The sequence below is a fragment of the Treponema bryantii NK4A124 genome (assembly GCF_000421345.1).
GTDB lineage: Bacteria > Spirochaetota > Spirochaetia > Treponematales > Treponemataceae > Treponema_D > Treponema_D bryantii_B.
The window spans coordinates 14,563-40,485 of sequence record NZ_ATWV01000012.1 but is presented as its reverse complement, the minus strand read 5'-3'; the positions used below and the strand labels follow the sequence as shown (position 1 = coordinate 40,485).

At 41.0% G+C, this 25,923-nt stretch carries 24 protein-coding genes; 12 read left to right on the top strand and 12 right to left on the bottom strand.

The features are described from left to right. The first annotated feature begins 57 nt into the window (after window positions 1-57). Both G626_RS0112015 and G626_RS0112010 read left to right on the top strand, forming a co-directional pair. Window positions 58-684, top strand: coding sequence for an MMPL family transporter (locus G626_RS0112015; RefSeq protein WP_022933032.1), 627 nt, complete (start codon window positions 58-60; stop codon window positions 682-684). 103 nt (window positions 685-787) lie between these two features. Continuing rightward, window positions 788-1,012 carry a hypothetical protein gene (locus tag G626_RS0112010; protein WP_022933031.1) on the top strand — a complete coding sequence of 75 codons (225 nt, stop codon included), beginning with the start codon at window positions 788-790 and terminating at the stop codon, window positions 1,010-1,012. Between the two features lie 304 nt (window positions 1,013-1,316). Here G626_RS0112010 and G626_RS0112005 read toward each other — a convergent pair whose 3' ends face one another. Then, window positions 1,317-1,682 (bottom strand): hypothetical protein, encoded by a 366-nt coding sequence (locus tag G626_RS0112005; RefSeq protein ID WP_022933030.1) that lies wholly within the window; start codon window positions 1,680-1,682, stop codon window positions 1,317-1,319. A 55-nt stretch (window positions 1,683-1,737) separates the two neighbouring features. Next, on the bottom strand, window positions 1,738-2,865 hold the full coding sequence (locus tag G626_RS18230) for a hypothetical protein (RefSeq protein ID WP_022933029.1): 1,128 nt from the start codon (window positions 2,863-2,865) through the stop codon (window positions 1,738-1,740). A 240-nt stretch (window positions 2,866-3,105) separates the two neighbouring features. Between G626_RS18230 and G626_RS18135 the strand changes: the two genes are divergently transcribed. After that, window positions 3,106-4,071 (top strand): SGNH/GDSL hydrolase family protein, encoded by a 966-nt coding sequence (locus G626_RS18135; RefSeq protein WP_022933028.1) that lies wholly within the window; start codon window positions 3,106-3,108, stop codon window positions 4,069-4,071. Between the two features lie 58 nt (window positions 4,072-4,129). Here G626_RS18135 and G626_RS0111990 read toward each other — a convergent pair whose 3' ends face one another. From G626_RS0111990 to G626_RS0111970, 5 genes are all read right to left on the bottom strand, one after another. Continuing rightward, a complete protein-coding gene (locus tag G626_RS0111990) occupies window positions 4,130-4,504 on the bottom strand; it encodes a metal-dependent transcriptional regulator (protein WP_022933027.1) in 375 nt (124 codons plus the stop codon). Between the two features lie 95 nt (window positions 4,505-4,599). Beyond that, window positions 4,600-4,803 carry a FeoB-associated Cys-rich membrane protein gene (locus G626_RS17970; protein ID WP_022933026.1) on the bottom strand — a complete coding sequence of 68 codons (204 nt, stop codon included), beginning with the start codon at window positions 4,801-4,803 and terminating at the stop codon, window positions 4,600-4,602. 102 nt (window positions 4,804-4,905) lie between these two features. Next, a complete protein-coding gene (gene feoB / locus G626_RS0111980; protein WP_022933025.1) occupies window positions 4,906-7,257 on the bottom strand; it encodes a ferrous iron transporter B in 2,352 nt (783 codons plus the stop codon). Continuing rightward, entirely contained in the window at window positions 7,257-7,475 is a 219-nt protein-coding gene (locus tag G626_RS0111975) for a FeoA family protein (RefSeq protein WP_022933024.1), read from the bottom strand. The genes feoB and G626_RS0111975 overlap by 1 nt, the downstream gene beginning before the upstream one ends. 102 nt (window positions 7,476-7,577) lie before the next feature. Continuing rightward, a complete protein-coding gene (locus G626_RS0111970; RefSeq protein ID WP_022933023.1) occupies window positions 7,578-7,787 on the bottom strand; it encodes a FeoA family protein in 210 nt (69 codons plus the stop codon). A gap of 233 nt (window positions 7,788-8,020) precedes the next feature. Between G626_RS0111970 and G626_RS0111965 the strand changes: the two genes are divergently transcribed. The 6 genes from G626_RS0111965 (at window position 8,021) to G626_RS0111940 (ending at window position 15,755) form a co-directional block, all read left to right on the top strand. Next, window positions 8,021-8,542 carry a hypothetical protein gene (locus G626_RS0111965; protein WP_033421848.1) on the top strand — a complete coding sequence of 174 codons (522 nt, stop codon included), beginning with the start codon at window positions 8,021-8,023 and terminating at the stop codon, window positions 8,540-8,542. Window positions 8,543-8,598: 56 nt separating this feature from the next. Then, window positions 8,599-9,888 (top strand): glutamate-5-semialdehyde dehydrogenase, encoded by a 1,290-nt coding sequence (locus tag G626_RS0111960; RefSeq protein ID WP_022933021.1) that lies wholly within the window; start codon window positions 8,599-8,601, stop codon window positions 9,886-9,888. After that, entirely contained in the window at window positions 9,885-10,679 is a 795-nt protein-coding gene (gene proB / locus G626_RS0111955; RefSeq protein WP_022933020.1) for a glutamate 5-kinase, read from the top strand. The genes G626_RS0111960 and proB overlap by 4 nt, the downstream gene beginning before the upstream one ends. 74 nt (window positions 10,680-10,753) lie before the next feature. Continuing rightward, a complete protein-coding gene (locus G626_RS16545) occupies window positions 10,754-12,238 on the top strand; it encodes a glycoside hydrolase family 30 protein (RefSeq protein ID WP_022933019.1) in 1,485 nt (494 codons plus the stop codon). 48 nt (window positions 12,239-12,286) lie between these two features. Beyond that, window positions 12,287-13,768: a family 16 glycosylhydrolase gene (locus G626_RS16540; RefSeq protein ID WP_051142235.1), complete on the top strand. Its 1,482-nt coding sequence runs from the start codon at window positions 12,287-12,289 to the stop codon at window positions 13,766-13,768. 91 nt (window positions 13,769-13,859) lie between these two features. Next, the gene (locus tag G626_RS0111940) at window positions 13,860-15,755 is read left to right on the top strand and encodes an EAL domain-containing protein (RefSeq protein ID WP_022933018.1); all 1,896 of its coding nucleotides are present in this window, start codon (window positions 13,860-13,862) and stop codon (window positions 15,753-15,755) included. Here the strand turns inward: G626_RS0111940 and G626_RS16535 are convergent, their stop codons facing one another. The 4 genes from G626_RS16535 to G626_RS0111920 all read right to left on the bottom strand — a co-directional run bounded on the left by G626_RS16535 (window position 15,756) and on the right by G626_RS0111920 (window position 19,677). Next, window positions 15,756-17,330: an HAL/PAL/TAL family ammonia-lyase gene (locus G626_RS16535; protein WP_022933017.1), complete on the bottom strand. Its 1,575-nt coding sequence runs from the start codon at window positions 17,328-17,330 to the stop codon at window positions 15,756-15,758. It lies immediately after the preceding gene. 7 nt (window positions 17,331-17,337) lie between these two features. Next, window positions 17,338-17,733 carry a hypothetical protein gene (locus G626_RS0111930; RefSeq protein ID WP_022933016.1) on the bottom strand — a complete coding sequence of 132 codons (396 nt, stop codon included), beginning with the start codon at window positions 17,731-17,733 and terminating at the stop codon, window positions 17,338-17,340. Beyond that, window positions 17,730-19,142, bottom strand: a complete 1,413-nt coding sequence (locus G626_RS0111925; protein WP_022933015.1) for a GGDEF domain-containing protein — start codon at window positions 19,140-19,142, stop codon at window positions 17,730-17,732. The genes G626_RS0111930 and G626_RS0111925 overlap by 4 nt, the downstream gene beginning before the upstream one ends. Window positions 19,143-19,215: 73 nt before the next feature. Next, complete coding sequence (locus G626_RS0111920) at window positions 19,216-19,677, bottom strand: MarR family winged helix-turn-helix transcriptional regulator (protein WP_022933014.1); 462 nt, start codon at window positions 19,675-19,677, stop codon at window positions 19,216-19,218. 153 nt (window positions 19,678-19,830) lie between these two features. On the opposite strand from G626_RS0111920, the gene G626_RS0111915 reads away from it, so the two are divergent. After that, entirely contained in the window at window positions 19,831-20,304 is a 474-nt protein-coding gene (locus G626_RS0111915; RefSeq protein WP_022933013.1) for a glutathione peroxidase, read from the top strand. 3 nt (window positions 20,305-20,307) lie between these two features. On the opposite strand, the gene G626_RS17660 is transcribed toward G626_RS0111915, so the two are convergent. Then, window positions 20,308-21,345: a hypothetical protein gene (locus tag G626_RS17660; RefSeq protein ID WP_022933012.1), complete on the bottom strand. Its 1,038-nt coding sequence runs from the start codon at window positions 21,343-21,345 to the stop codon at window positions 20,308-20,310. Between the two features lie 414 nt (window positions 21,346-21,759). Between G626_RS17660 and G626_RS0111905 the strand changes: the two genes are divergently transcribed. Then, window positions 21,760-22,350: a hypothetical protein gene (locus G626_RS0111905; RefSeq protein WP_022933011.1), complete on the top strand. Its 591-nt coding sequence runs from the start codon at window positions 21,760-21,762 to the stop codon at window positions 22,348-22,350. Window positions 22,351-22,589: 239 nt separating this feature from the next. Next, on the top strand, window positions 22,590-25,841 hold the full coding sequence (gene carB / locus G626_RS0111900) for a carbamoyl-phosphate synthase large subunit (protein WP_022933010.1): 3,252 nt from the start codon (window positions 22,590-22,592) through the stop codon (window positions 25,839-25,841). Window positions 25,842-25,923: the final 82 nt, after the last annotated feature.

The following is a 25,923-nucleotide window of genomic DNA, read 5'->3' as shown; positions in this document are numbered from 1 at the left end:
ACTTTTATTAGCATTAACTAACAATATCACTAAACTAAGTTATTTGCAACTAACATTTTGAATGAAGTAAAAAGTCCTTTCAACGATGGTATTCCAAGCGATGCCCGCGAACTGGCTGAAAAGAAAGCCTTTATTATGAGCCGCGAATCCATCGTCAACAATCTCGTTTCCGACAACGCAAGGGAATGCTGGATTTCCTTAAAGCTTAATCCTTTCAAAAACGAAAGCGAAGATGTTTCTGCCGTAGGCCATGCCGCAGAAAAGGTTATTATGAGCGATGAGTTCAAAAGTGACCGCTGGACCCTCATGCCAATTGGAAGTGCCTACACTACCGCCGAAAAAGAGGATATTCTTACAAAGGATTTTGTTTCCAGAATCGGTCTTGGCTTTTTGGTTATGCTCATTTGTCTTATCATTTTTGCACGCTCTGTTTCCGGAGTAATCGTACCATTTATTGAAACTCTCCTTGGAATTGGAACTGTATTTGGTTTTACAAGCCTTATAAATATTCCGGCAGATGGAGATATGATGTCGCTCCCGGTTCTTCTGGGAATGGCGCTTTCTATCGGATATGCCCTTCACTATATAAACGCATTTAAGATGCTCTTCAGACAGACAGGAAAAAGAAAAGGCCCCTGTACTTGCAGAAACAAAGGGTGCAACAAAGGCAGACCTTGTATTTGAAGGAATTGGAAAAAAGATTGTAAAACGAAGCAAGCTTGTAACAATTATTTCTGTTGTTGTTATAGCCTTGTGTATTCCTGGCCTCCTGAAAATGGAAGTAAACATGGACTACCTGAAGTTCATGGGTAACAAGGTTCCATCTGTTCAGCGAATCGAAAAAATTCTTGAAACAAAGCTGGGAAATATTTACAGCTATGACGTTATGATTGAGTTTGATGAGGAGGATGCTTTTAAAGATCCTGAAAACATGATTGCCCTTGATAAACTTGAAAAGGACCTTGGAAAGCTTCAGATGACAAAAATCACTAACGGCAAGCCTCGAGAATGACAAAATAATTTACTGGGAAAACGCAGAAAAAGGCCGTCTCCCCGAAAAGCCGGAAGACTACTACATAAAATATCTGGACTTTGCCTACAAGCACAAAAAACAATTCCAGCTTCTGCTTACCTGCGCAAAAGGCAGCCGCTACGAAAGCTTTACAGAAAAGCTCGCCCGACTGGATCTTGATTTCCTGCAGACTTACCTGCCCCGCGTTCTAAGTAATCAGAAAGATTTTTTTGACTTACTTCAAAGAGTTGGAGAGCTGAAGAAAATTGGATGAAATTACTAAAGAACACGGGCAAGATCCATATTATTCGGGATTATTAAAATAAGAACAATATTGGGTTTTATAACGAAGACCATTTTGAGCCTTGCTTAGCAATTCTGATGAAAAATTTTTCCATAAAATAACAGAATCATAATTTACTTTTTCTGAATTATAAAAAACAACTTCTAACATTCCATTTTTATTCTGTTCATCATATTTTATATGGAAAAATTCAGAAAGCGGCTGCACAGAACCAGCATTTATACAAAAATATATTTTATTAAGCAAAACCGGCTGATTATAACTTTTACCTGTAAAATGACTGTCTAAAATTTGTAAGATTTTTGCTAAATCTTTTCCTGTTACTTGTTCTTCAATAAATATATCATCCTTTCCAAATGTATACATATTTATTCCTTGTTCACTGCCGGCAATTTGCCGGCAGTTGAATTATATTATTACATTAGTTGAATTCCCGGATACAACAACAAAACTCACTATCGGTGTTGCCCTTGCTGGGTCTACCCCAGCCCCCATAGCCGAAGAACAAGGCATATTTACTACACTGGTCATAATTGTTTTGAGACGATGACATGTACTTCCAAGTCCCAAACTTATCTCCACCTAAAGATTCGCTTGCTTCATCAATATTAAATCCATTTACTGAATCTTCTCTGCAGGCATAAATCTGGAAAAGTTCTGCTATACTTGGTAAGTACCAGCCGTTTTGGTAAACTGTGCCTGCTACTCTGCTAAAATGATCTTTATAGTTCTTTCCAAAATAAAAAGCTGGATAATTCAAAGCAGCCTGTTCAGCAGATGTTGTAGAACCACCTGTTCCTGTATCACTAATTCCATCAAAAGCTTCTATCTGTTCAAGATTATCGCTTCCATTTTTATCACCTGTAAATGTTAAAGCACTATCCTCTCCTTCAAGAGGACACAGAATTGTAGTAATTTGTTTATAATATGCATTTGCAGAAGGTATACACCAGGCTAGATAAGTTTTGTTGTGTTTTAACCCAACTCCTAAAGTACGACTTGTTGTATTATCAGCAACACCATTTACATCACTGTTCAATCCAGTTCCCTTGTAGAAAATCAAAGCTATGGCTGCGTTTTTCTTTGCTGTTTTTACATCATCTTCAGAAAGCGCAGCATATTCAGAATACGGCATTGCAGAACCATCTGTAAATACAATGTCTCCTACAGCCTTTGCCTCTGTCGGTGCTTTTGTTCCGATGTAAGTTACAGGCGGATTTTCATTTCCACCGCCAGTTCCTGAACCAGTATCGCCTGAGCCGCCAGTACCTTCTGTACCACCAGTTCCAGTTCCGCTAGTACCACTAGTTCCTGTGCCAGTACCACTGGTTCCTGTGCCAGTACCACTGGTTCCTGTGTCAGTACCACTTGTACCTGTGTCAGTGCCACTGGTTCCTGTGTCAGTGCCACTTGTACCTGTGTCAACACCACTTGTTCCGGTAGTGTCTGTATTACCAGAATTATCTGAGCCTGAAGGACTTGAACAGGCAATAAAACTAATTGCTGTAATACATAATAAAATGTTCAAGATTAATTTTGTTTTTTTCATTTTGTACTCCATCCCTTTTTTGATATGTTTCTTCTATATTACCCCCCCCCCGTTTGACCTGTCAAGAAGTTAACTTCTATACATTAAATTCTTTTACCCCCTTTAGTAAGTAAAAAAAATTTCAAAAAGAAGAATGATTTTTTAACTTTCAAAAAATTGTTTTATTTTTTTTCCCGCCTATAATGAAGTCATAAAGTAAAAGAAAGCCGGCAACTTGCGGGCTTACACAGGAGTTTAGTTATGAATCTTGCACATCTTTTTGAAGCAGCTATGCTGGTTTGTTTTGGTTTTTCATGGCCTTTGAATGTAATTAAAGCATACAAGGCACGCACAGCAAAAGGAACCAGTCTTCCTTTTATCATTTTGATTATTACAGGCTACCTTGCCGGTATTTCTGCAAAAATCATCAATGGTCAGTACAATTATGTACTTGTTGTTTACTTTTTGAACCTTGCAATAGTAATGACAAATGTTTTTGTTTACATCAGAAACAAAGCGCTGGATAAAAAGGTTGAGGCTAAGAAAAGCCTCAAAATTACAGCTAACGATATTAAGAATGTTGTAGAAAAGGAGGATACTATGATGAACTACACATATTCTTTGGATGAATTGATTCATAAGCCTGCAGCAGCTAATGAAAAGAAAAATGCAGTTATCCTTATGGGTGGCAGCATAGACACAGAAATTCCTGTAAGCAATCTTGCTAAAGAATTCAACTTCAACTTCGACATCTACAACAAGAGTACAGCAAAGCTTAGTGTTGGAAATGCAAACGAATACTTCCAGAAAAACATTGCTGCTCTTGAGCCTGAAGCAGTTCTTATCCACCTTGGCGAATCTGATCTTCAGACTTTCAAATCTGATTCTTCAACCTTCGACAGAAATTATCTGGCACTTGTTGAAAGTATTAAGGCTCTCAACAAAAACTGCCGTATAGCGCTGGTTTCTGTTGAAAACCCTTCAAACGATAAATCAGTTAATCTTATGAATGCCCACATTAAGGCAATTGCAAACGCAGAAAAAACAAGCTTTGTAAATCTTGAAAATGCAAAACTCTGGAATCCAGAAGCTAATAAAACATCATCAGCTTTTGCTTACAACATGGGTCTTAAGATCCGTAAGCCTTTGAACGATGTAGCTGAGATTCTTTACAGCTGGGCTTTCCACAATATCAAGAGCAATACAACCGAAATACTGGTTGGCTAATACCTCCGGGACTTCCTCTTACTGGAAGTCCCTTTTTTATTTTAAAATATCTTTTGTTTTATTTTTCAGCCTTATTATTTTTAACAAGCTTCTTAATAGCTTTGAATGATTCCGGACTGATATCGTGTTCGATTTTGCAGGCATCTTCTGAAGCAATAGAAGATTTTACACCAATCTGCTCAAAGAACTCTGTAAGAACAGTATGACGTTCGTAAATTGTTTTGGCAATTTCTGCGCCCTTTGGAAGCAGCTTTATGGTCTGGTCTGACTCAATTGAAATATATTCCTCTTTTTCAAGATTATGTAAGGCAACACTTACTGATGGACGCGAAAAGTTCATTTCTTTTGCAATGTCGATAGAGCGCACAGCTCCCTGCTTTGAAAGAACCAAAATTGTCTCAAGATACATTTCTGCAGATTCTTTAATTACCATATTAACCTCTTAGATATAGTATACTAAAAGAGTTTATAATCGACAACAGTTATTTTATCCTAACTGATAATTTACTGTTAAATGCTTTTATCTGCTTACTTACAATCTTTCTTTGCTTTTTTTGTATGATTATTTAGAAAAGAAGTTGAATGAGGATAGGCTGCCTTGCAGACATGTCCACAAGTACCGCAGTTGCCGCCACAGGAGGGGTGGCGGCCGGAGCGTTTAGATTTTATGAGAGAATGGATTACAAGTACAACAATTGCGAGAAGAATAATGCTGACTATAAGTGTTCCCATAAAGTTACTCCAGATATGTCATTGTCCGGCTTGACCGGACAATCCATACATAACGATGATTTCTTGATTCCCGGGTCAAGCCCGGGAATGACATTTGATTGCTTATTTTACAACTTTTGCCTTGCGGAATAAAGCCCATCCGAAGCAGGCAATCACAAGAATTGCCAGGATGAATCCGAAGATATTTCCGGCTCCACTGAACATAGAACCAAGCTGGTAAACTACAAATGAAACTGCATAAGCAAGTCCACACTGCCAGCCGATTGCAGCCCAGGTCCACTTTCTGTTGTTCATCTCACGCTTTATAGCACCGATTGCAGCAAAACAAGGAGCACACAAGAGGTTGAAAATAAGGAATGAAAGTCCTGCCGGATGGGTAAATGCTGCAGCAAGATTTGCCCAGGTTTCTTCTCCACCATAGAGAATACCCATTGTACCAACAATATTTTCCTTTGCAACAAGACCTGTTACAGAAGCAACAGCGGCCTGCCAGTTACCCCATCCAAGAGGAGCAAAGATCCATGCAATGCAGCTTCCAAGCTTTGCAAGAATACTTGCATCCATCTGATCTTCTTCAAGCATTCCAAATCCGCCATCTGTCCAGCCAAAGAATGAAAGGAACCAGATTATGATTGTTGAAAGCAAAATGATTGTTCCTGCCTTCTTGATGAATGACCAGCCGCGTTCCCACATTGAACGCATAACGTTTCCAAATGTAGGCCAGTGGTATGCAGGAAGTTCCATTACAAATGGAGCAACTTCACCCATGAAAGGCTTTGTCTTTTTAAGAATAATACCAGAACAAATGATTGCTGCAATTCCGATAAAGTAAGCGGATGTTGCAATTGCTGCAGAACCACCAAAGATAGCTCCGGCAACAAGGGCAATAAATGGAACCTTAGCACCACAAGGAATGAAGGTTGTTGTCATGATTGTCATACGGCGGTCGCGTTCATTTTCGATTGTACGACAAGCCATAATACCAGGAACACCACAACCTGTTCCAATAAGAACCGGAATAAATGATTTTCCGGAAAGTCCGAAGCGGCGGAAAATACGGTCAAGAATAAAGGCAATACGTGCCATGTAACCACAAGCTTCAAGGAAGGCAAGGAAGATAAAGAGAACTAACATCTGTGGAACAAAGCCAAGAACTGCACCAACACCGGCAACAATACCGTCAAGAATCAAACCTTTGAGCCAGTCTGCACAGCCGATAGCATCAAGGCCGCTTTCAATGAGAGCTGGAATACCTGGTACCCATACACCGTAATCAGCAGGATCAGGACCTTCTTCGCCATACTTTTCAACCATTGCATTAGCTTCTGCTATTGCATCTTCTGTAATTTCGATTGGTTCAGAAACTTCCATTGTTTCATCATCAACTACAACATAAGTAACTTCGCCAGCTTCTGCAGCTTCAAGAATTGCAGCTGAATCACCAAACTCTTCGGCAGCTTCTTCATAGGCCCCTGTACCAATTCCAAAGAGATGATATCCGTCACCAAAGAGCCCGTCGTTTGCCCAGTCTGTAGCAGCGGCACCAACAGTTACCATAGAAACATAGTAAACAAGCCACATAACAAGAGCAAAAATCGGAAGTGCCAGCCAGCGGTTTGTAACTACGCGGTCAATTTTGTCTGATGTACTGAGCTTTGTGCGGTTCTTTTTTGTAACACATTTCTGAATGATTGATTCGATATACTTGTAGCGTTCTGCTGTAATGATAGATTCAGAATCATCATCAAGTTCTGCTTCACAAGCTTTAATATCTGTTTCAATATGATTAAGTTTGTCTTCGCTAACTCCAAGAGCCTTGATTACTTTTTCATCACGTTCAAAAAGCTTTACTGAATACCAGCGATGCTGCTCTTCTGGAAGATCATGTACAACAGCTTCTTCGATATGAGCAAGTGCATGTTCAACACAGCCTTCAAAGCGGTGTTTGTACATCATAGGCTTTTTATCTTTAGCTTTGTTTACTGCAATTTCTGCGGCTTCAATACATCCTGTTCCTTTAAGAGCAGAAATCTCCACAACCGGGCAACCAAGCTCTTCCTGCATTGCATCAATATGAATTTTGTCGCCGTTCTTTTTAACAACATCCATCATGTTAACTGCAACTACCATTGGAATACCAAGCTCTGCAAGCTGAGTTGTAAGATAAAGGTTTCTTTCAAGGTTAGTTCCATCAACAATATTCAAAATTGCATCAGGACGTTCTTTTACGAGATAGTCACGGCTAACAACTTCTTCCAAAGTATATGGAGAAAGAGAGTAAATACCAGGCAAGTCCATAATTACAACGTCACCGTTGTGTCCCTTAAGTTTTCCTTCCTTTTTTTCTACAGTTACTCCAGGCCAGTTTCCTACAAACTGATTCGAGCCTGTAAGGGCATTAAACAAAGTTGTTTTACCGGCATTTGGGTTTCCGGCAAGTGCTATTTTAATCATTATTCTACCTCCACCATTTCTGCATCGGCCTTGCGAACAGAAAGCTCGTAGCCTCGAACTGTGACTTCCACAGGATCTCCAAGAGGTGCAACCTTGCGAACGTAGATTTCTACGCCTTTAGTAATTCCCATGTCCATAATGCGGCGTTTTACCGCACCCTCGCCATTCAGTTTTACAACTTTAACTGTCTGGCCAGTTTTTGTTTCACGTAATGTCATGACTTTATCTCCTATACTCCACCGTCATTGCGAGGAGCGCAGCGACGTGGCAATCCATTTTCCGAGCTGGATTGCTTCGCTGCGCTCGCAATGACGAAAAACTTACACTATAATTTTCTGAGCCATTTCCTTGCTGATTGCAACACGGCTCTCTTTGATTTGAACGATTACATTTCCGCAGATTTTAGAAACAACAGACACCTCAGCTCCTGCGACAAAGCCAAGATTTTCCAAAAAACGACGAACTTCTTCTTTACCTGTGATTTTTTTAATCAGAAAATGCTCATCCTGATTTACCATTGTTAATGGCATTTTTTTAGCCCCCTAAAAGTTAGTTTTATCTAACATTTAAGTTAAAAAATAAAGTTAGGTAGTGCTAACATTTTATTCATTATAGTTAGCACTACCTAACTTGTCAATAAGGCCCCGAAAAAAATTACATATTACCTTATACAAATTTACAGTAGGAAAGCAGTAAATACTAGTATACCAGGGATAGAAGAGTCTTATTGACCAAGCCTGCAATAATCTTTAATATTTACAGTATGACTAAACAGGCTGACTTGATTACTGAATTTTTAGACAAAAAAACAATAGATTCGCTTTCTGTTTTCCTTAATAAAGAAAAGGGTTACGAATCGTCTGCTGATGCAATTGCTGCTGCGTTTGGTTTTGGAAAGGGTTTTTCTAAAATGAAGGAAGAAGCCGTTGAAAAACTGGTTTCAAGTTTCAAGAACAACTTAACCCTGCTGATTCAGAAGACTTGGGTTGAAAAATCTGACATTGCTTTGAAGGATCAGCTTCTTTACCAGCTTGACGTTTTCCTGAGTAACAAATCATGGAAAGATAATTACGTTCTCTTTTTGCAGTTGATTAATCAGGCAGTATTTTTGATGTTCGGACAGAAACCGGACACTCCTGACTTTGCAGAATATACTCTCCGCATTGATCCTGAATTCGGAATTTTCTGGTGGTACATTTCAAACCTTCCTCCCAAAACTGAATGGTCAGAAGAAAAATGCCGGTTAGCTATGCTGCTGGGAATGTATTTCCTTGCAAACTACTAAAAATTGACTAAGCAGACCGGAGCGAAAAGTTCCGGTCTTTTTTTTTGGAGAAAACTATGGACCTGAAAAAAACAACCGATTCCCTGCGATCTGCCAGCCAGAAGCTTGCCTTGCAGAATGCCAGCGAAAAAAACCGCGCCCTTGCAGCCGTTGCAGAAGCTCTGGACAAAAACCGTGCTTCCATTATTTCTGCTAACAAAGCTGATATTGATGCGGCACGCGCAAACGGAATGAGCGAGTCTATTATTGACCGCCTTTTGCTTAATGACAAAAGAATTGACGGAATTATCGAAAGCCTCCGCCTTGTAATTGGCCAGACAGACCCCGTTGGCGAAGAAGTTGCCGGCTGGAAAACTCCTAATGGAATGACAATCCGCCAGGTTCGTGTACCTCTTGGAGTTGTTGCAATTATTTATGAAAACCGCCCTAACGTAACTGTAGACGCTTTTAGTCTTGCTTACAAAAGCGGAAACGCAATTTTGCTGCGAGGTTCTTCATCTTCTTATAAATCTAATGTGGAAATTGTCCGCGTAATCCGCGAGGCTCTGGCTGCTGTGGAAGGTGGCGTGCCTGAAGCTATTGAACTTGTAGAGGTCCGCGACCACGACCACAGCGATGTAGACCAGATTTTGAATGCTGTTGGTATGATTGATGTATGTCTGCCACGCGGCGGTAAAAAGCTGATTGAAAATGTTGTAAGAAATGCAAAAGTGCCGGTTATTGAAACCGGAAGCGGAGTTTGTCATCTTTATGTAGACAGCGAAGCAAATCTTGATATGGCCTGCACAATTGCCGAAAACGCAAAGATTCAACGCCCAAGCGTTTGTAATGCGATTGAGTGTATTGTAGTGCACAAAGCCGTAGCCGAAGCCTTCCTTCCAAAGCTGGAAGCAAAGTTTGCAGGCCGTGTAAAGCTGCATGCCGACGAGCAAGCATTCGAGATTCTGAAAAATGCGGTGGTTGAGTGTCCGCAAAGCGGACGTATCGAAACCACCCTTCTTCCCGCTACCGATGCCGACTTTGGCAACGAATATCTTGATTACGAATGCTGCATCAAGGTTGTAGATTCAATTGAAGAAGCAATCAGCTATATCAACTCTCACAACACAAAGCACAGCGAAAGCATAATTTCTGAAAGCCGGGCTAACACCAGACTCTTCCAGTCTATGATTGATGCCTCTTGTGTTTACGTAAATGCCAGCACCCGCTTTACAGACGGCGGCGAGTTTGGCTTTGGTGCCGAACTCGGAATCTCAACCCAGAAGCTGCACGCCCGCGGCCCAATGGGAATTAAAGTGCTTACAACAACAAAATACTTAATAGACGGCGAAGGACAGATAAGATGAGTAAAATAAACGAAAGCCTAAAAAAGGCACGTAAAATAGTAATTAAAATCGGCAGCAACACTCTGGCAAAAGCAGACGGTACAATCAATCTGGACTTTATGCTTTCTTTTGCCGAGCAGTGCGCAAACCTCATAAAGCAGGGAAAACAGATTATTCTGGTTTCTTCCGGTGCTCAGGTTGCAGGTGTTTCTACTACTAAGGAATGGGCCCGCAAAAAGGATGTTCACTACCGTCAGGCCCTTTGTTCGATTGGCCAGGTTGAGCTTATGCACCAGTGGCGTAAGGCTTTCCAGAAACAGGAGCTTCACATTGGCCAGCTGCTGCTTACAAAAGATGATTTTGAAAACGAACACCGCAGTCTCAACATCCGCAACACACTTTTCACTCTGGTAGACGAAGGTGTTGTACCCATCATCAACGAAAACGACAGTGTAAGCTACGACGAAATTAAAATCGGCGATAACGATAACCTGAGCGCCCTCACAGCAATTCTCTGGTCTGCAGACCTGCTTATTCTCTTCAGCGATATAGACGGCGTTTATTCTGATAATCCTAAAACAAATCCGGATGCAAAGCTGATTGAAAGTGTAGAATCTATTCCGGAGCTGCGAAAATCCATAAAAATTGGCGAAACAAATGCCTTTGGTACAGGCGGTATGGAAACAAAGATTCAGGCCGCAGAAAAGGTTACTGAATACGGAATTGATATGCTTCTGGCAAACGGCGGTAAAGAAAATGCTCTCGCCTCGCTATACGACGACGCTGCTACTGGAACTCTTTTCCTTTCATAAACAGCCGAAAATTTTACACCATTTAGAAAATTATCAAACTTTCACAATGCCTTATCCGAGTTTATACTCAAGGCATGAAAATTGAAAAACTATACGAAACTGCAAAGGATACTGCAGAACGCATTTGGGAACTTTCTCCGGAAGATAGAATCTACGAAGCCGGAGGCTGGATTCCAACCACTCTCAACCTTAAGCCGGAAGAAAGCTTTCAGAAGTTTTACGGCTTTGGAGGAGCTTTAACTGAATCTTCAGGCTATGTGCTTTCTCGTCTCCCATCTCAGGTACGTAAGCAGGCTATTGAAGCCTACTATAATCCTAAAACAGGTAATGCTTACCATTTTGCCCGCATCCATATGAATTCCTGTGATTTTTCTCTTGATAACTGGGCCTGCGTTCCAGAAAAAGATGAAAGGCTCAAGTCTTTTTCTATGGACCGCACCGACAAATATATTTCTCCATTGACTATGGATGTTCAAAGAATTGCTAAGAACGAAGGTAGTGACGTTCAATTCTTGATGAGCCCATGGTCTCCTCCATTATGGATGAAAGACAACGGTGATATGAACCATGGCGGCCACCTCCTCGACTGCTATAGAGAATTGTGGGCCCAGTATTTTGTGACTTTTATTAAAAAGATGGCAGAGCGTGATATTAAAATCAGCTTTGTCACAATACAGAATGAACCGGCTGCTGTGCAGTCCTGGGATTCCTGCGAATACTCTGCTAAGGAAGAGGGTGAATTTGCCGCACAATATCTTGGACCGGCACTCGAAAAGGCAGGTCTTGGCGATGTAAAAATTTACATCTGGGATCATAACCGTGACCTGGCTCTTGAACGTCTGGAAGAATCTCTTAAGGTTCCAGGTGCTTCTAAATATGTTGCGGGTCTTGCCTTCCACTGGTACTCGGGTGACCAGTACGACAACATTAAAGAAATTGCAAAGCGCTACCCAGACATTGACCTGATTTTTACAGAAGGCTGTATTGAAGGCGGCCCTCGTAATGGTGCCTGGTTTACAGGTGAGCGTTATGCCCATAACATTATTAACGACCTTAGAAGCGGCTGTACTAAATGGATTGACTGGAACATTGTTCTTGATATGAAGGGTGGTCCTAACCATGTTGGTAACTACTGCGATGCTCCTATCTTAGCTGATGAAGAAAAAGGCGAACTCCACTTTCAGAGTTCTTACTATTATATAGGACATTTCAGTCGTTTTATAAAGCCTGGAGCGGTGCGGGTTTCTTCCGACTTTTTCTCATGGATGACACCGGCCACTGTTAGCGGTCACCTTACTGACGAAGCAGAAACTGTAGCCTTTAAGAATCCGGATGGAAGCATTGTTCTGATTGTTACAAACCGTACAGAAGCAGACCTGGCCTTTGAGTTCAAAATTGAAGCAGCCGGTGGCGTGCAGACTGCAGACCTGCGCGACTGGGAAAAAGCCCGCACTGCGGCAAACTCAAAGGATGGCGCAAAGGCAGAGTCCGGCAATCCGGCAGCTCCTCTTTACCTTAAGTGCCCGCCACGTGCAATTCAAACCTGGATATTAAAATAACATGTCATTCCCGGGCTTGAACCGGGAAGCTAAAATAAGGAGATGCAGATGAAAAAATATTCACAATTAAGTAAGGCTTTTGCAGCAGGTGCCACAACAGGTCTTGTATTACTAACGATTGTTAGTTTGACCAGCTGTAATAAAAATGGTGGAAAGACTGCCAAAGTCCAGGCGCCTGCCGGCTGGCACCTTGTATGGAACGATGAGTTCAACGGAAAAGAAATTGACACCACAAAATGGGACTTTCAGATTGGAACCGGAAGCCAGTATGGTCTTGTTGGCTGGGGTAATAATGAGCTCCAGTATTACCGCAAGGAAAATGCCAGTGTAAAAGACGGCAACCTTGTTCTCGAAGCCCGCAAAGAAAATTACGAAGGCATGTCTTACACCTCTGCCCGACTGCGAACAGTAAAAGATGACGGTACAGAGCTCTTTACAAAAACCTACGGCCGCATTGAAGCAAGAATCAAAATGCCAACCGGAAACGGAATCTGGCCTGCTTTCTGGCTGCTTCCTGCAACAACTGATTATGGTGTATGGGCTTCTTCCGGAGAAATTGATATTCTCGAAGCAAAGGGCCGTCTGCCAAACCGTGTTTACGGAACTGTGCACTTTGGTCAGGCCTGGCCAGGAAACAAATATACAGGCGGAATGTATAAGTTCCCTAGCGGAGAAACTATTGCAGACTACCACGTTTACTCTCTTGAATGGGAACCTGGTCTTCTCCGCTGGTTAGTTGACGGTAACAAATATTACGAAACCTCACAGTGGTGGTCTTTGGGAGCCGGCGAATCTGAACCATATGCCTACCCTGCTCCTTATGATAAACCTTTCTACATTCTTTTGAACTTTGCCCTTGGTGGTAATTACGACGGCGTAGTTGCACCGGAAGATTCAGACCTTCCTGCTCAGATGCTGGTAGACTGGGTTCGCGTTTACGACAAGGATGAAGCTTATGCAACAGAAGTAAAGCGCCCTACCCCGGAGCGCGATGAAACTAAGTTCAAATCTTTTGAAACTGCTGATGGACGTAACTTTATTTTTGACTCTAAGCTTTCAAAGGCTGTCTGCGAAGGTAAAAATGCAGGTATGTCTTCTAACGAGAATATGGATGTAAAAGAGCGAGTATGGTATTTTCTTGCACTTTCTGATTTTGGCGGAAAAGCAGTATCTTCTGCAGAAGGCGAAGGCCGCCGTGTAAAAATCACAAACCCGGGAAATCAGAATTATTCTGTTCAGCTGATTCAGCACCTGCCGGTTGCAAAGGGTTACTCTTACAAAATCCAGTTTGACGCTAAAGCTAGTGCAGCACGCAAAATTGCAGTAAAACTTGGCGGCGACGCAGACAACAGCTGGGCAGTTTATTCACCGGAATACTATCCTGAACTAACGACCGATAGTCAGCATTTTTCATACTTCTTTACAATGGAAAATGATACAGACCCTACAGCCCGCCTGGAATTTAATCTTGGCCTGGACACAAATGATGTCTGGATTGGAAATGTAAGCGTTACTCAGGAAGAGTTGTAATTAATCTTAAAAACTCATAACAAATTGTTATTTGCATATTTGTTAATACCCCCTCATAATTAAAGAAATAACCTTATGAGGGGGTTTTATTTTGTGGAATTATAATCTCATCCTTCCGGAATGTGTCATCATAGGCACCTTCCTTATTTTCTATTTTACTCAGCCCCGCCTACCCATCAAAATCAACAGAGCCTTTATCTATATTATTGTAATTGATCTGCTTACCCTTTTTGTTGATGTTGTAAGTTCTTATTGTCTGGAACACTTTAACTACCTTGATCCATGTATTTTAAGACTTCAGAATATTGTTTTCTTTATTTTATTTCTCCAAAGAACTTTCTGCTTCTTAATGTTTACAACCATTATTGTTAAGAAAGATATGAGAACTTCTAAAAAAGAAATTCTTATCTTCCTTATTCCGACTCTTGCTGCTCATATCTTTGTTCTTCTTAATTTCTTTTTTGAAACTATTTTTAGAATTTCAGAATCCGGAAAATACTCTCAGGGACCGCTTTATTGTCTGATTTACGTCTGTGCTTATTATTATGTTATTCTTTCAATTATCTATGTAATTCGCTACCGCAAAAACATTTCTACCGGAGAATTTATTTTCTGCCTTGGATATAATCTTGTTCTTCTTACAGGCTATACACTGAGAATTGTTTATCCCCGTTATTTAATAATGAACTTCTTTACTCTGGTTTCAATAATCGTAATTTATCTGGCCTTTGAAAATCCAGCCTTATTTATTGAAGAAAAGAGCGGCGCCTTTAACCGTAAGGCCCTGATGCATTTATTTATGGAAATGAAGGCCGGAAAATACCCTTTAATTCTAGGCTTTACAATTCATAATTACGGCGAGCTGCGCGACATTTATTCTAACAACCAGACCGATAAGGGGCTTTCTCTGATTGGTTCTTTCTTAAAGCAGACTTTTCCAAAGCTTATGATTTTTTATTTGCGCGACGGAAGATTTGTTCTTGTAGGAAAAGATTATTCACAGGCAGAGGAAATCAAAAATAAAATTCGTAACCGTTTTGATTCTGCCTGGAATACAGGCGAAGATATAGATTTATTTTTGGAAATCAGCTTTGCCCAGTTAAATCCGGAAACAATTTCCTGCGACCGTGATTTACTTTTTACTACCATGCTTACTTCACTAACTGATATTCAATCTAAAAATCAGGCAGAGCTGAATGTTACAATTGAGCAGGTAGAACAGATTGAACAGAACAAGCATACTAAGAGAGCTGTTGAACTTGCAATCGAACACAATTCTATTGAATTATATCTTCAGCCGGTTGTTGATGCCAGAAGTCAAAAACTTACAGGTGCAGAAGCTCTTGCAAGAATCCGGGATTCAAACGGGGAAATCATTCCGCCTTCACAGTTTATTCCTATAGCAGAAAAGAACGGCCGCATTAATATACTTGGCAAGCAGATGTTTGAAAAGACCTGCCAGTTTCTGCATGATAATGATATTGAAGCTATGGGGCTTTCCTGGATTAATGTAAACCTTTCGCCTATTCAATTCCTGCGCCGCGACCTTTGCGATAATTTTACGGCGATTCTCAAGAAATATGACATTCCCGCAGAAAAGATTCACCTTGAAATTACAGAAGAGTCCATGATTGATTATGAGCTTCTTAAAAAACAGATGGAAGCTATGAAGGCTGCCGGCTTCTGTTTTGCCCTTGATGATTATGGACGCGGTTATTCAAATATCGCAAGAATGAAAAAATGTCCTTTTATCAACGTGAAGCTCGATATGGAATTTGTATGGGATTATTTTAAGGAAAAAGATAAGATTCTTCCAACGCTGGTTCAGACAATCAAACAGATGGGCTTTACTGTTACAGCAGAAGGAATTGAAAGCCTGGAGCTAGCCGATACCATGAGAGACATCGGCTGCGACTACCTCCAGGGCTTTGTTTTCTCTCAACCTATTCCTGCAAACGAATTTGCAGGAAAATACGGCAAGAATTAATTAAGCAAAAAGCTCTGTTGTCTTGAGCCATTCTGCGACAGCAGTTGCTTCCTTGTCCAGCTCGCGGTCGTCTTCAACAAAGGCGCTCATCTTACGAACCTCGTCGTGAACCTTCTTTGTGAATGGAGCAAAATCTTCATATCCCGCAAGATCAACTGCCTGCATTGCCGCAAGAAGATGTGTTGCAAACTGAAGGAATACAAGCTCAATCTGTTCTGCCCACTTGCGTGCAGAAATTGTACCCATAGAAACCTTGTCCTGATTGAGGGCTTCTGTTGGAGCGGATGTCAAAGAAACAGGGAAGCAGTAAGTTGCAACTTCACCACGGATTGCAGAGATTGTAATCTGGGCAGCCTTAAAGCCAAGGCGGAGGCCGGCACGAGGATGATCAGCAGGTGTAAATGGAATAAGGTTTTCTGTAAGCCCGTTGAACTTTCCGTCGATGATTACTTCTGCCTGTTTGTCTGAGAGGTCTGCAATGTTTGCAAGAGCAGTTCTCATGTAGTCGCAGGCTGCACAGATGTGTCCGCCGTAGAAGTTACCTGTATTGTAAAGGCGGCCTGCTTCAATATCTACAAGAGGATTATCGTTAGCTGAGTTTAACTCTTCGGTAATGAGGTCACGGGCAAAGCGGAGTGTGTCGCGGTAAACACCTGTAATCTGAGGAGCGCAGCGGATTGAATAGCGGTCCTGAATTTTATTTGTCTGAGCAACAAATCCCTTTCCTTCCATCTTTTCAATCTGATTTTTAAGGAAGTCTTCGTAGCGCCATACACGCTTTGAATCTTTTATAATGTCATAAACGTAAGCGGCGCTTTCGCACTGGCCGCGGTGGTTTTTAATCTCACTAACTTTAGCAACAAAAGGAGTGTCTTTTCCGCGTGTGATTTCTGAAGTTACTGCTGTAAGGAAGTCTGAGATTTTTGCAAGGCGTTCTGCCTTTTTCCAGGCAAGAGATGCAACGGCTGTCATAACTGACGTACCGTTCATAATTGCAAGGCCTTCCTTTGCTTCGATTGGAAGAGGCTCTATTCCTTCTGCCTTAAAGGCTTCCATTGTTGGAACAACCTTACCCTTGTAGTAAACCTCACGCTGGCCCATGATAACTGCGCCAAGATAGCTGAGAGGTGTAAGGTCGCCGGAAGCACCAACAGAACCAAGCTGTGGAATTACAGGAATGATATCTTTGTTAAGGAGAGTGACCATCATGCGGGCAAGCTGAGGACGGATTGCCGAATGGCCTCCCTTTACGTTTCCGTTCAAGCGGGCAAGAACAACGGCACGTGCTGTTTCATGGTCAAACTTTGGACCAAGTCCGATTCCGTGATATGTACAGATTACTCTCTGAAGTTCACCGGCTTTTTCAACAGAAATCTGATTGTGACAGCTGTCACCAAAATCAGTTGTTACACCATAAGTTGGTACACCGGTTGCAATATAATCTTCAAGAAACTTGCGGCTTTTTTCCAGGGTTTCCCAAAATGCCTTATCTTCAGGCAATCCAACTTCTTCGCCGCGCAAAGCAACGTCGCATACATCTTCGATTGTTAAATCGTTTCCACAAACTGTCTTCATGAGTTAATTATAATGAAAGGGCAGTGCTCACACAACTGATATAAACAAGGCTTCCAAGCTCAGCCCCTTTTATTGCAGGCACGACAATCTTATTTTGTTTTATCATTTCCTGAATTATCGGCTTTGCTGTTTCCCCGTCCAGTCCGTCGTTTTCTAAAACTTCAATATTTTTCAGCTGGTGATTTTCTACAGTTACCATTAAGTGCAGATGGAGAAAGCTTGTGTTTGTCCTGCCTTCATACTGGCCGTCTGCAATCTGAGACATTTCAATCTTATAATATGGAAGCGAAGAAGCCTCTCGTAGCCGCGCCTTTTTGCGGGCAACATGCCAGCCGCCTGCCATAAGACAGATAAGGGCCAGCAGCATGAGGACTGAAGATATATCTGATTTTCTTTTTATCAATGCCGCTTAAACTCCGGATGTCCGCCGTAGAATTTCTTTTTATCTTCATACATATTTACGTCGGCGGCCTTCATCGCGTTGTAAATTTTCTGGCTGTCTTCTTCAATACTGATACCTACTGCAAAGCTGACATTGTCTGTTTTGTCTGCCTTTTCCTTAATGGTCTTTTCATACTGCTTAAGCTGTTCAAGAGAAGTATCCCGCAGCAGCACCATAAACTCATCACCACCGGCACGGTAAATTTCATCCTGAGGAAAAACTTCTTTTAGAATAGCAGCTGCATCCTTAATCAGTTTATCGCCAGCCGAGTGGCCGTTATCATCATTCATGCGCTTAAGGCCATTTAAATCTGCAAAGATAATACCAATATTCTTTCTGCCGGGACGATCATCAATACCAAGCTGCATAACGCGGTTGTTCATTTCGTTTCGATTAAGTACGCCGGTAAGCAAATCTACAGTACTTAGAATTCTGAATTTATCAAACATTTGATAGCTGGAAATTTCTGAGGCCAGGAAGAAGGTTGTAAGCTCCAGAGTTTCTTTAATGTGCATGGTCTTTTCAGTATCAAAATTGTTAGCCCAGATATAGCCCAAAAGCTCGTAGCCGGACTTAAGAGGGAAAAGAACAAGACTTTCTACATTGGCTTCTTTCAGGGAATCATACCAGGCTTTGTCTTTTTCCTTAATGAAATTCATTTCATCCGGATTACGATAGATTATGCAGTTACTGCCGTTAAGAACTCCTTCCCAGGTTTTTGCAATATTATAAAAATCCGGAGTAAACCAGTCTTCCTTATATTTTGTTCTGCGGTATTTCTCATCAATGTCTTCACCAAGCAGGCTGCATTGCTCTGTAAGGTCATTCATTCCAAGAAGTCCACAATAATCAGCGCCACAAATAATGCGGATATCTTTAATTACTTCCTTTAAGGTTGCCTTAAAATCTGTTGCACCACGCAGCTTAATACAGGTGTTCAAAACTTCTGTAGCAGTATCATGAGAAATATTTGACATTTTAGAAGAGTCTGCTTCGTGGGTTAGTTCCTGAGTATATGTACAGTAGCATAGCTTTCCATCATCTGCATTAAGAGGCAGAGAAAAAAGGTTGAACCAGAAATCAAAACGTTCCGGATGTACATAGGAATGCTGCGGCTGCTTTAGAACGGCACTGCTGTAGCAGAAAAATTCAAAGTTTGGATCTTTAGGGAAATAATTCTGATAAAGGCTATTGGGAATAAATTTGTCTGTAAGCATTTTTGGGGCATCTGGATTATTTTCGATTGAATCGATGTAGGCTTTATTTCCACATACAATTCGAATCTCGCCCCATTTGCCATTTCCAAGATTTTCTACGGACATTATGCATGTCATTGGAAGAAAACCATCAACAAATTTTTGAAAATCCATTCCTTGCCCTTTTTCCCCTTTCTAAAAGAAAATTCACTATAATTCTAACATACAAGGGCGGATTTTTCAAATTTTAGCTTTTGAGGCTTTCGTCCATATTATGCATAATCTGATGGAGGGTCTGCAAAAGAGGTGCGGCGTTCTTCATATCAATAATATTCTGGCACATCATCTGCTGTGGAATGCCGGAACATTTTTCTTTCATTGCTCTTCCATTATCAGTAAGCTTTATGTAAACAGTACGTTCATCCTTGCCACCGCGAGTTCGAGTTAAAAGCCCCTGACCTTCCATTTTTTTAAGAAGCGGAGTTAAAGTTCCAGAATCCAGAAAAAGTCGGGCACCCAGATCTTTTACAGTAACGTTGTCTTTTTCCCAGAGACAGAGCAGAGTAATATAGGCTGTATAGGTAAGCCCAAGCGGCTCCAGCAGCGGATTGTATTTTCTGATGATTTCTTTTGAACAAACATAAAGCGCGAAACAAATTTGATTATCAAGCGCCAGTGGATTAAATTCCTGATTTTCGTTAGTAGCCATGCTTTAATTGTACACAATTAAATTGATAATTTCAAGCCTAAATTTGTTATAAATTGTGCACAATTTAGTTGACAACATTTTATTATCATGTTATATTAGACTTACAAGAAAGGTTGTACACAATCTAATTTTCAATTATTTGTGAGGTATTTTATGTCTATTTATGATTTTTCAGTAAAAGCTCGTGATGGAAAAGAAATCAGCCTTAAAGATTACGAAGGCAAGGTTCTTTTGATTGTAAATACTGCTACCGGCTGTGGTTTTACTCCTCAGTATACCGGCTTGCAGGAATTGTATAACAAATACAAAGATAAGGGTTTTGAGATTCTGGATTTCCCTTGTAATCAGTTTGCAAATCAGGCTCCTGGAAATGATGAAGAGATTCATACCTTCTGTACAGGCCGCTTTGGTATTACCTTCCCTCAGTTTGCTAAAATTGATGTAAACGGCAAAAATGAAGATCCTCTCTATACTTATCTTAAGAGCAAGAAACGCGGCTTCTGTACTTCAAAAATCAAATGGAACTTTACAAAATTCCTGATTGGCCGCGACGGTACTGTGCTTGCCCGCTTTGCTCCTACTGACACTCCTGCAAAGCTCGACTCTTTCATTGCAAAGGCTCTTTAATTTTTAATTTTTCTTAAGCGCCTTCTGTTCCAGAAATCCTGCTGCTTCTTCGGCCCAGCTGTACTGACTCATAAATTCACCGGCATATCTTTTAATGGCAGAAGGTTCCCCCGCAAGAAAATCATAATAATCGCATTTGACAACTTCCGGATTAATTCGGAAGTTGTTATATTCTGCAATAAAAAAGTTTTGTATTTCCAGCTCTTCCAGAGTATGCTTAACATCTACAACCAGATTTCTGAAATTAGCTGCAGATTTTACTGAATCGGCATTGTCCCCATAAAGAACAGAAACCAGTTCCTTTGTTTTTACAGAGCTTCCGTTTTTGTAGATGAGATATCCAATCAGTTCTTCAGATTTTGTACGTGTAAATTTAACAACCTTATTCTCATACATCAGTGTAAAATTTCCAAAGGTTTTTACAACAAGGGTTTGTCTCTGTTTTTTAAGAAATGATATCTGGCGTTTTTCTGAACTGCGTTTGTAAAGGGAAAGGCAGAACATAAGCACCACAGTAATCATTATATTTATGTATCCGGATATTCCAAAGCTCTTAAGCAGATCTGGAGTCATGCAGGCAACCGTAATTACAATTCCACAAAGAAAAATGATTGGAGAAAAAGAACAGGTACACAAAGCAATAAATGCTGTAATACAAAAGATTATAAATCCATTAAAGACCGCGCCCACTTTAACAGTAAAAACTGCATCTGCAAGTATTACTGTGCAAAGTACATAAAAAGGAATTGTCTTTTTTATGTAGGCCTTTTTTCGGTCAACGTCTTTTCCCTGTCTGCTTGCAAAAAAAGCATAGATGCTGAAAATCAAAAAAACAGTGTAATAAGTAAATCTTGGAATATAATTTCCATAATCCGGATAAAGAGTAATTGCAAAAAAGACAAGACAGAAAACAGAAAATGCTAAAAGTGCAATGCTCGCAATGTGAACTATAAGTCTGTTTGATTCACCGGCATCTGCTAAGTCCAGATAGGGAATGGTATAACGGCTTTTGTACTTTTCAACTAAATTTTTAAAAATCATTTTTACCTGCCTTTTTTTATTTTATCATAAAAAATAACCAAGGTTACTAAAAAAAGTGCATTTTTTATGAAATTTGTGCTGATTTTGTGCTTAATTTTTTATTTTTGTGTGCTGATTCTGTACGGTCTGTTTTGTAGAATATTGATGTAAATAAGATTTCGGAAGATTTCTCCCAGCAAAGCGCTGGTATTAAATAAAGTTGCGGAAATCGGAGAGAGAGTTATTTATAAAAGTTTTTAGAAACCTCCTTTATGTTTCAGTTTTTATTTTTATACCCGAACCTTCATGGCTTCGGGTATTTTTTTATCCTTTTTGTATTTTTACACCAACACTTACTTCTGCATTTTTTAACCATGCTTGCTTAATAACTTTTTAAACACTATTATAACTTTAACAAAAATTTTGGAGATTGCTATGAAAAAAATTCTTCCTATTATTGCAGGACTTTTAAGTTTACTTTTTGTTTCCTGTGCTTCTAATTCTTTTGGAAGCCTTTGTGAATTCCCTCTAATCAATTCTGGTGATTTGTCTTCTGGCCGCTACATTGTTATGGGCGAAGTTTCTGCTTCTAACTCTATTACTATGTCCAATGAAGAATATTCTAAGCTGATTAAAAATGAATTTGCTTATGATCCACAGAATATTTCAGTTAAGTTTGGTAACGACACTGCAACCTACGGTTTTGTTGGAAAGCCTGTAAATATCAAGATGAATGTTTTTGAACGTTCTGCGGCTCTTGCTGAATATGAATTGATTCAGGATGCAAAGTTCAACGAAGCTGATGCTCTTGCCTGCTTTAAGTCTGAAACTACAATTTCTTCTGAACACAACCGCACTACTGTAACTACTGTAGTTTCTGCTCTTGCTGTTAAGGTTAAGGCAGACAGCGGATATTCTATTAAGCCTCGTCCAGTTAATGTTGAACCGGAAGCTCCTGAGGTTACTGAATCAGAAGCTCCAGCTGATGTAGAAGCAGAAGCTGATTCAGACGAGATTGAAGAATAAAAATTAATCTGGTAGGAAAACAATAGAAAATAACGCAGGTACTAGAATAAATCTCGGTTTTCTGATATATTCTAGTCTCAGTATGAAAACTGAATGTTGTTTAGATATTGTGATTCTCAAGATGAAAAACACAGTTCATACTATTTTTATTTGGTGATTTCTAAGGCGGAATTCTTTTGAATTCCGCCTTTTTTTTTCGCTCAAAACAGATTTACATTGCATTTTATAGGAGTAAATATATGAAACGAGAAGACATCAAAAAGGTTTTGATTATTGGTTCGGGCCCGATTGTTATTGGTCAGGCTTGTGAGTTTGACTATTCGGGAACTCAGGCTTGTAAGGCTTTGCGCGAACTTGGCTACAAGATTGTACTTGTAAACTCTAACCCGGCTACTATTATGACTGACCCGGTTATGGCGGACGCTACTTACATTGAGCCGCTGAACGTTGAACGTCTTTCTCAGATTATTGAAAAGGAACGTCCTGATGCACTTTTGCCAAACCTTGGTGGTCAGACTGGTTTGAACATGGCTATGGAATTGAACAAGGCCGGCGTTCTTGATAAATACGGTGTAAAAGTTATTGGTGTAAACCTTGATGCTATTGAGCGCGGTGAGGACCGTGAGATTTTCAAGGAGACTATGAAGTCGCTTGGAATCGACACTCCTCGCTCGGGAATCTGTCACACTGTTGAAGGTGCTGAAAAGATTGCTGAAGAAATTGGCTTCCCTCTGGTTGTTAGACCGGCTTACACTATGGGCGGTCAGGGTGGCGGTTTCTGCTACAATGTTGAAGAGCTGCGCACTATTGTTGCTAATGGTCTGGATCTTTCTATGACTCACCAGTGTTTGATTGAAGAGTCTATTCTTGGTTGGGAAGAGCTTGAAGTTGAAGTTGTACGCGACTCTAAGAATCAGATGGTTGCAATCTGTACTATTGAAAATATTGATGCAGTTGGCGTTCATACTGGTGACTCTTTCTGTGCCGCTCCTTTCATGACAATTGATAAGGACCTGGAAAAGAAGCTCCAGGAAATGGCATTTAAGATTGTTGAGAACATCGGTGTTATCGGTGGTACTAACGTTCAGTTTGCTCACAATCCTAAGACTGGCCGCGTTGTTATCATTGAGATTAACCCACGTACATCTCGTTCTTCTGCTTTGGCTTCTAAGGCAACTGGTTTCCCAATCGCTCTTGTTTCTGCAAAACTGGCTTCTGGACTCACACTCGACGAGATTCCTTACTGGCGTGACGGCACTCTTGAAAAATACACTTTGGGCGGCGCTCCTGATGGAGACTACGTTGTTCTTAAGTTTGCCCGCTGGGCTTTTGAAAAGTTCCGCGGAACAAAAGATGAACTTGGAACTTCTATGAAGGCCGTTGGTGAAGTTATGGCCATTGGTAAAAACTTTAAAGAAACTTTCCAGAAGGCTATCCGTGGTTTGGAAAACGGCCGCAGCGGTCTTGGTTTTGCAAAAGACTTTAATAAGAAGAGCGCTGATGAACTTTGCGAAATGCTTAAGACTGCTTCGAGCGAGCGCTACTTCCAGCTTTACGAAGCAATCCGTAAGGGTGTTCCACTTTCTAAGCTTTCTGAAATCACATACGTTAAAGAGTTCTTCCTCCAGCAGATGAAAGAGCTTGTTGATTTGGAAGAGGAAATGCTTAAGAACCCTGGACGCGTTCCGGAAGATAAGCTTTTGATTCAGGCTAAGAAAGACGGTTTCAGCGACAAGTACCTTTCAAAAATCCTTAAGGTTGCAGAAAAAGATATCCGCAAACGCCGCAACGAGCTTGGTATTAAAGAAGCATGGCTCCGCGTTCCTGTAAGCGGTGTTGAAAACGCCTGCTACTATTACTCAACTTACAATGCAGAAAAAGACACTTCTGTTGCAACAGACAACAAGAAGAAGATTATGATTTTGGGTGGTGGTCCAAACAGAATTGGTCAGGGTATTGAGTTTGACTACTGCTGCTGTCATGCGGCTATGCAGCTCAAGGAACTCGGCTATGAGACAATCATCGTAAACTGCAACCCTGAGACTGTTTCTACTGACTATGATACTTCTGACAAGCTCTACTTTGAACCAGTTACTACAGAAGACGTTCTTCAGATTTATGAAAAGGAAAAGCCATTTGGAGTTATCGTACAGTTTGGTGGACAGACTCCACTTAACATTGCACGCGAACTTCAGGAAAATGGCGTAAACATCCTGGGTACAAGCATCGACTCTATCGACATCGCCGAAGACCGCGACCTCTTCCGCCACATGATGGAAAAACTGGAAATCCCGATGCCGGAAAGCGGAATGGCAATTGACTTTAATGAAGCTAAGGCTTGTGCTGATAAGATTGGTTACCCGATTATGATTCGTCCAAGTTTCGTTTTGGGCGGACGCGGAATGGAAGTAATTTATGATGAAGCAACTTTGAAGGAATATGTTGAAAAGGCTGTTGGTGTAACTCCAGACCGCCCGCTTTTGATCGACCGCTTCCTTAAGAATGCGCTTGAGTGCGAAGCTGATGCTTTGGCTGACTCAACTCACGTTTACATTCCTGCCGTAATGGAGCACGTTGAGCTTGCTGGTATTCACTCAGGTGACTCTGCCTGTGTAATTCCTCCAGTTTCTATTCCACAGAACAACCTGGACACAATCAAAGAATATACAAAGAAGATTGCAGAAAACCTCCATGTCTGCGGTTTGATGAACATGCAGTACGCAATCGAAGACGGAAAGGTTTATGTAATTGAAGCTAACCCTCGTGCCAGCCGTACAGTTCCTCTTGTATCAAAGGTTTGTGATACACAGATGGCAAGATTGGCAACCCGCATGATGTTGGGAGAATCTCTTGAATCTCTCGGTTTGAAAGACAAGAAGATTCCTTACTACGGTGCAAAGGAAGCCGTTCTTCCATGGAGCCGCTTCCCTGGCGTAGACCCAATCCTTGGACCGGAAATGCGTTCAACAGGTGAAGTACTTGGTCTTGCCGAAACCTTCCCACTCGCTTTCTACAAAGCCGAGGAAGCCGCCGGTTCAGAACTCCCACACGCACCTGCTGCCTGGGAAAACAAGAAGGTACTTATCTCCCTCAGCAACAAGGAAGGCCAGAAGGATCAGGTTCTCTTTATCGGTAAGACTTTGAAAGACCTCGGCTTTACTCTGGTTGGAACTCAAGGCACTGCCGACTTCTACAATGCCAACGGAATCAAGTGCGACGTTGTAAACAAAATCGGTGCCGGCCGCCCTGACGTAGTCGACATGATTATGAACAAGGACGTATGCCTGGTAATCAACACTCCAAAAGCCAAGCGCAACTACGCCGAAGACCGCAAGACAATCCGCAAGGCATGTTTGAAATACAAGGTTTCTTACATCACAACACTCGCCGGTGCACTTGCTGCTGTTAAGGGTATTGAGTCAGTTAAGAACGGTAACGGTGGTGAGGGTGGAGTTAAGTCTCTGCAGGAGTACCACAGCTTAATTAAATAATTCATGTTTATTTTAGATGTGGCAATATCCGATATTATACTAGATATTGTTACATCTTTAATTTATAATTGTTGTATAATTA

Bases quoted from the DNA above. Each gene is read 5' to 3' on its own strand.
- G626_RS16545 (WP_022933019.1), top strand. From the start codon at position 10,754: ATGAAAATTGAAAAACTATACGAAACTGCAAAGGATACTGCAGAACGC.
- G626_RS0112010 (WP_022933031.1), top strand. From the start codon at position 788: ATGGACTACCTGAAGTTCATGGGTAACAAGGTTCCATCTGTTCAGCGA.
- G626_RS16540 (WP_051142235.1), top strand. From the start codon at position 12,287: ATGAAAAAATATTCACAATTAAGTAAGGCTTTTGCAGCAGGTGCCACA.
- G626_RS18135 (WP_022933028.1), top strand. From the start codon at position 3,106: ATGAATCTTGCACATCTTTTTGAAGCAGCTATGCTGGTTTGTTTTGGT.
- G626_RS0111925 (WP_022933015.1), bottom strand. From the start codon at position 19,142: ATGGATTTTCAAAAATTTGTTGATGGTTTTCTTCCAATGACATGCATA.
- G626_RS0112005 (WP_022933030.1), bottom strand. From the start codon at position 1,682: ATGTATACATTTGGAAAGGATGATATATTTATTGAAGAACAAGTAACA.
- proB (WP_022933020.1), top strand. From the start codon at position 9,885: ATGAGTAAAATAAACGAAAGCCTAAAAAAGGCACGTAAAATAGTAATT.
- G626_RS0111965 (WP_033421848.1), top strand. From the start codon at position 8,021: ATGACTAAACAGGCTGACTTGATTACTGAATTTTTAGACAAAAAAACA.
- G626_RS0111970 (WP_022933023.1), bottom strand. From the start codon at position 7,787: ATGCCATTAACAATGGTAAATCAGGATGAGCATTTTCTGATTAAAAAA.
- G626_RS17970 (WP_022933026.1), bottom strand. From the start codon at position 4,803: ATGGGAACACTTATAGTCAGCATTATTCTTCTCGCAATTGTTGTACTT.
- G626_RS0111975 (WP_022933024.1), bottom strand. From the start codon at position 7,475: ATGACATTACGTGAAACAAAAACTGGCCAGACAGTTAAAGTTGTAAAA.
- G626_RS0111915 (WP_022933013.1), top strand. From the start codon at position 19,831: ATGTCTATTTATGATTTTTCAGTAAAAGCTCGTGATGGAAAAGAAATC.
- G626_RS0111920 (WP_022933014.1), bottom strand. From the start codon at position 19,677: ATGGCTACTAACGAAAATCAGGAATTTAATCCACTGGCGCTTGATAAT.
- G626_RS18230 (WP_022933029.1), bottom strand. From the start codon at position 2,865: ATGAAAAAAACAAAATTAATCTTGAACATTTTATTATGTATTACAGCA.
- carB (WP_022933010.1), top strand. From the start codon at position 22,590: ATGAAACGAGAAGACATCAAAAAGGTTTTGATTATTGGTTCGGGCCCG.
- feoB (WP_022933025.1), bottom strand. From the start codon at position 7,257: ATGATTAAAATAGCACTTGCCGGAAACCCAAATGCCGGTAAAACAACT.
- G626_RS0111960 (WP_022933021.1), top strand. From the start codon at position 8,599: ATGGACCTGAAAAAAACAACCGATTCCCTGCGATCTGCCAGCCAGAAG.
- G626_RS0111990 (WP_022933027.1), bottom strand. From the start codon at position 4,504: ATGGTAATTAAAGAATCTGCAGAAATGTATCTTGAGACAATTTTGGTT.
- G626_RS17660 (WP_022933012.1), bottom strand. From the start codon at position 21,345: ATGATTTTTAAAAATTTAGTTGAAAAGTACAAAAGCCGTTATACCATT.
- G626_RS0111905 (WP_022933011.1), top strand. From the start codon at position 21,760: ATGAAAAAAATTCTTCCTATTATTGCAGGACTTTTAAGTTTACTTTTT.
- G626_RS16535 (WP_022933017.1), bottom strand. From the start codon at position 17,330: ATGAAGACAGTTTGTGGAAACGATTTAACAATCGAAGATGTATGCGAC.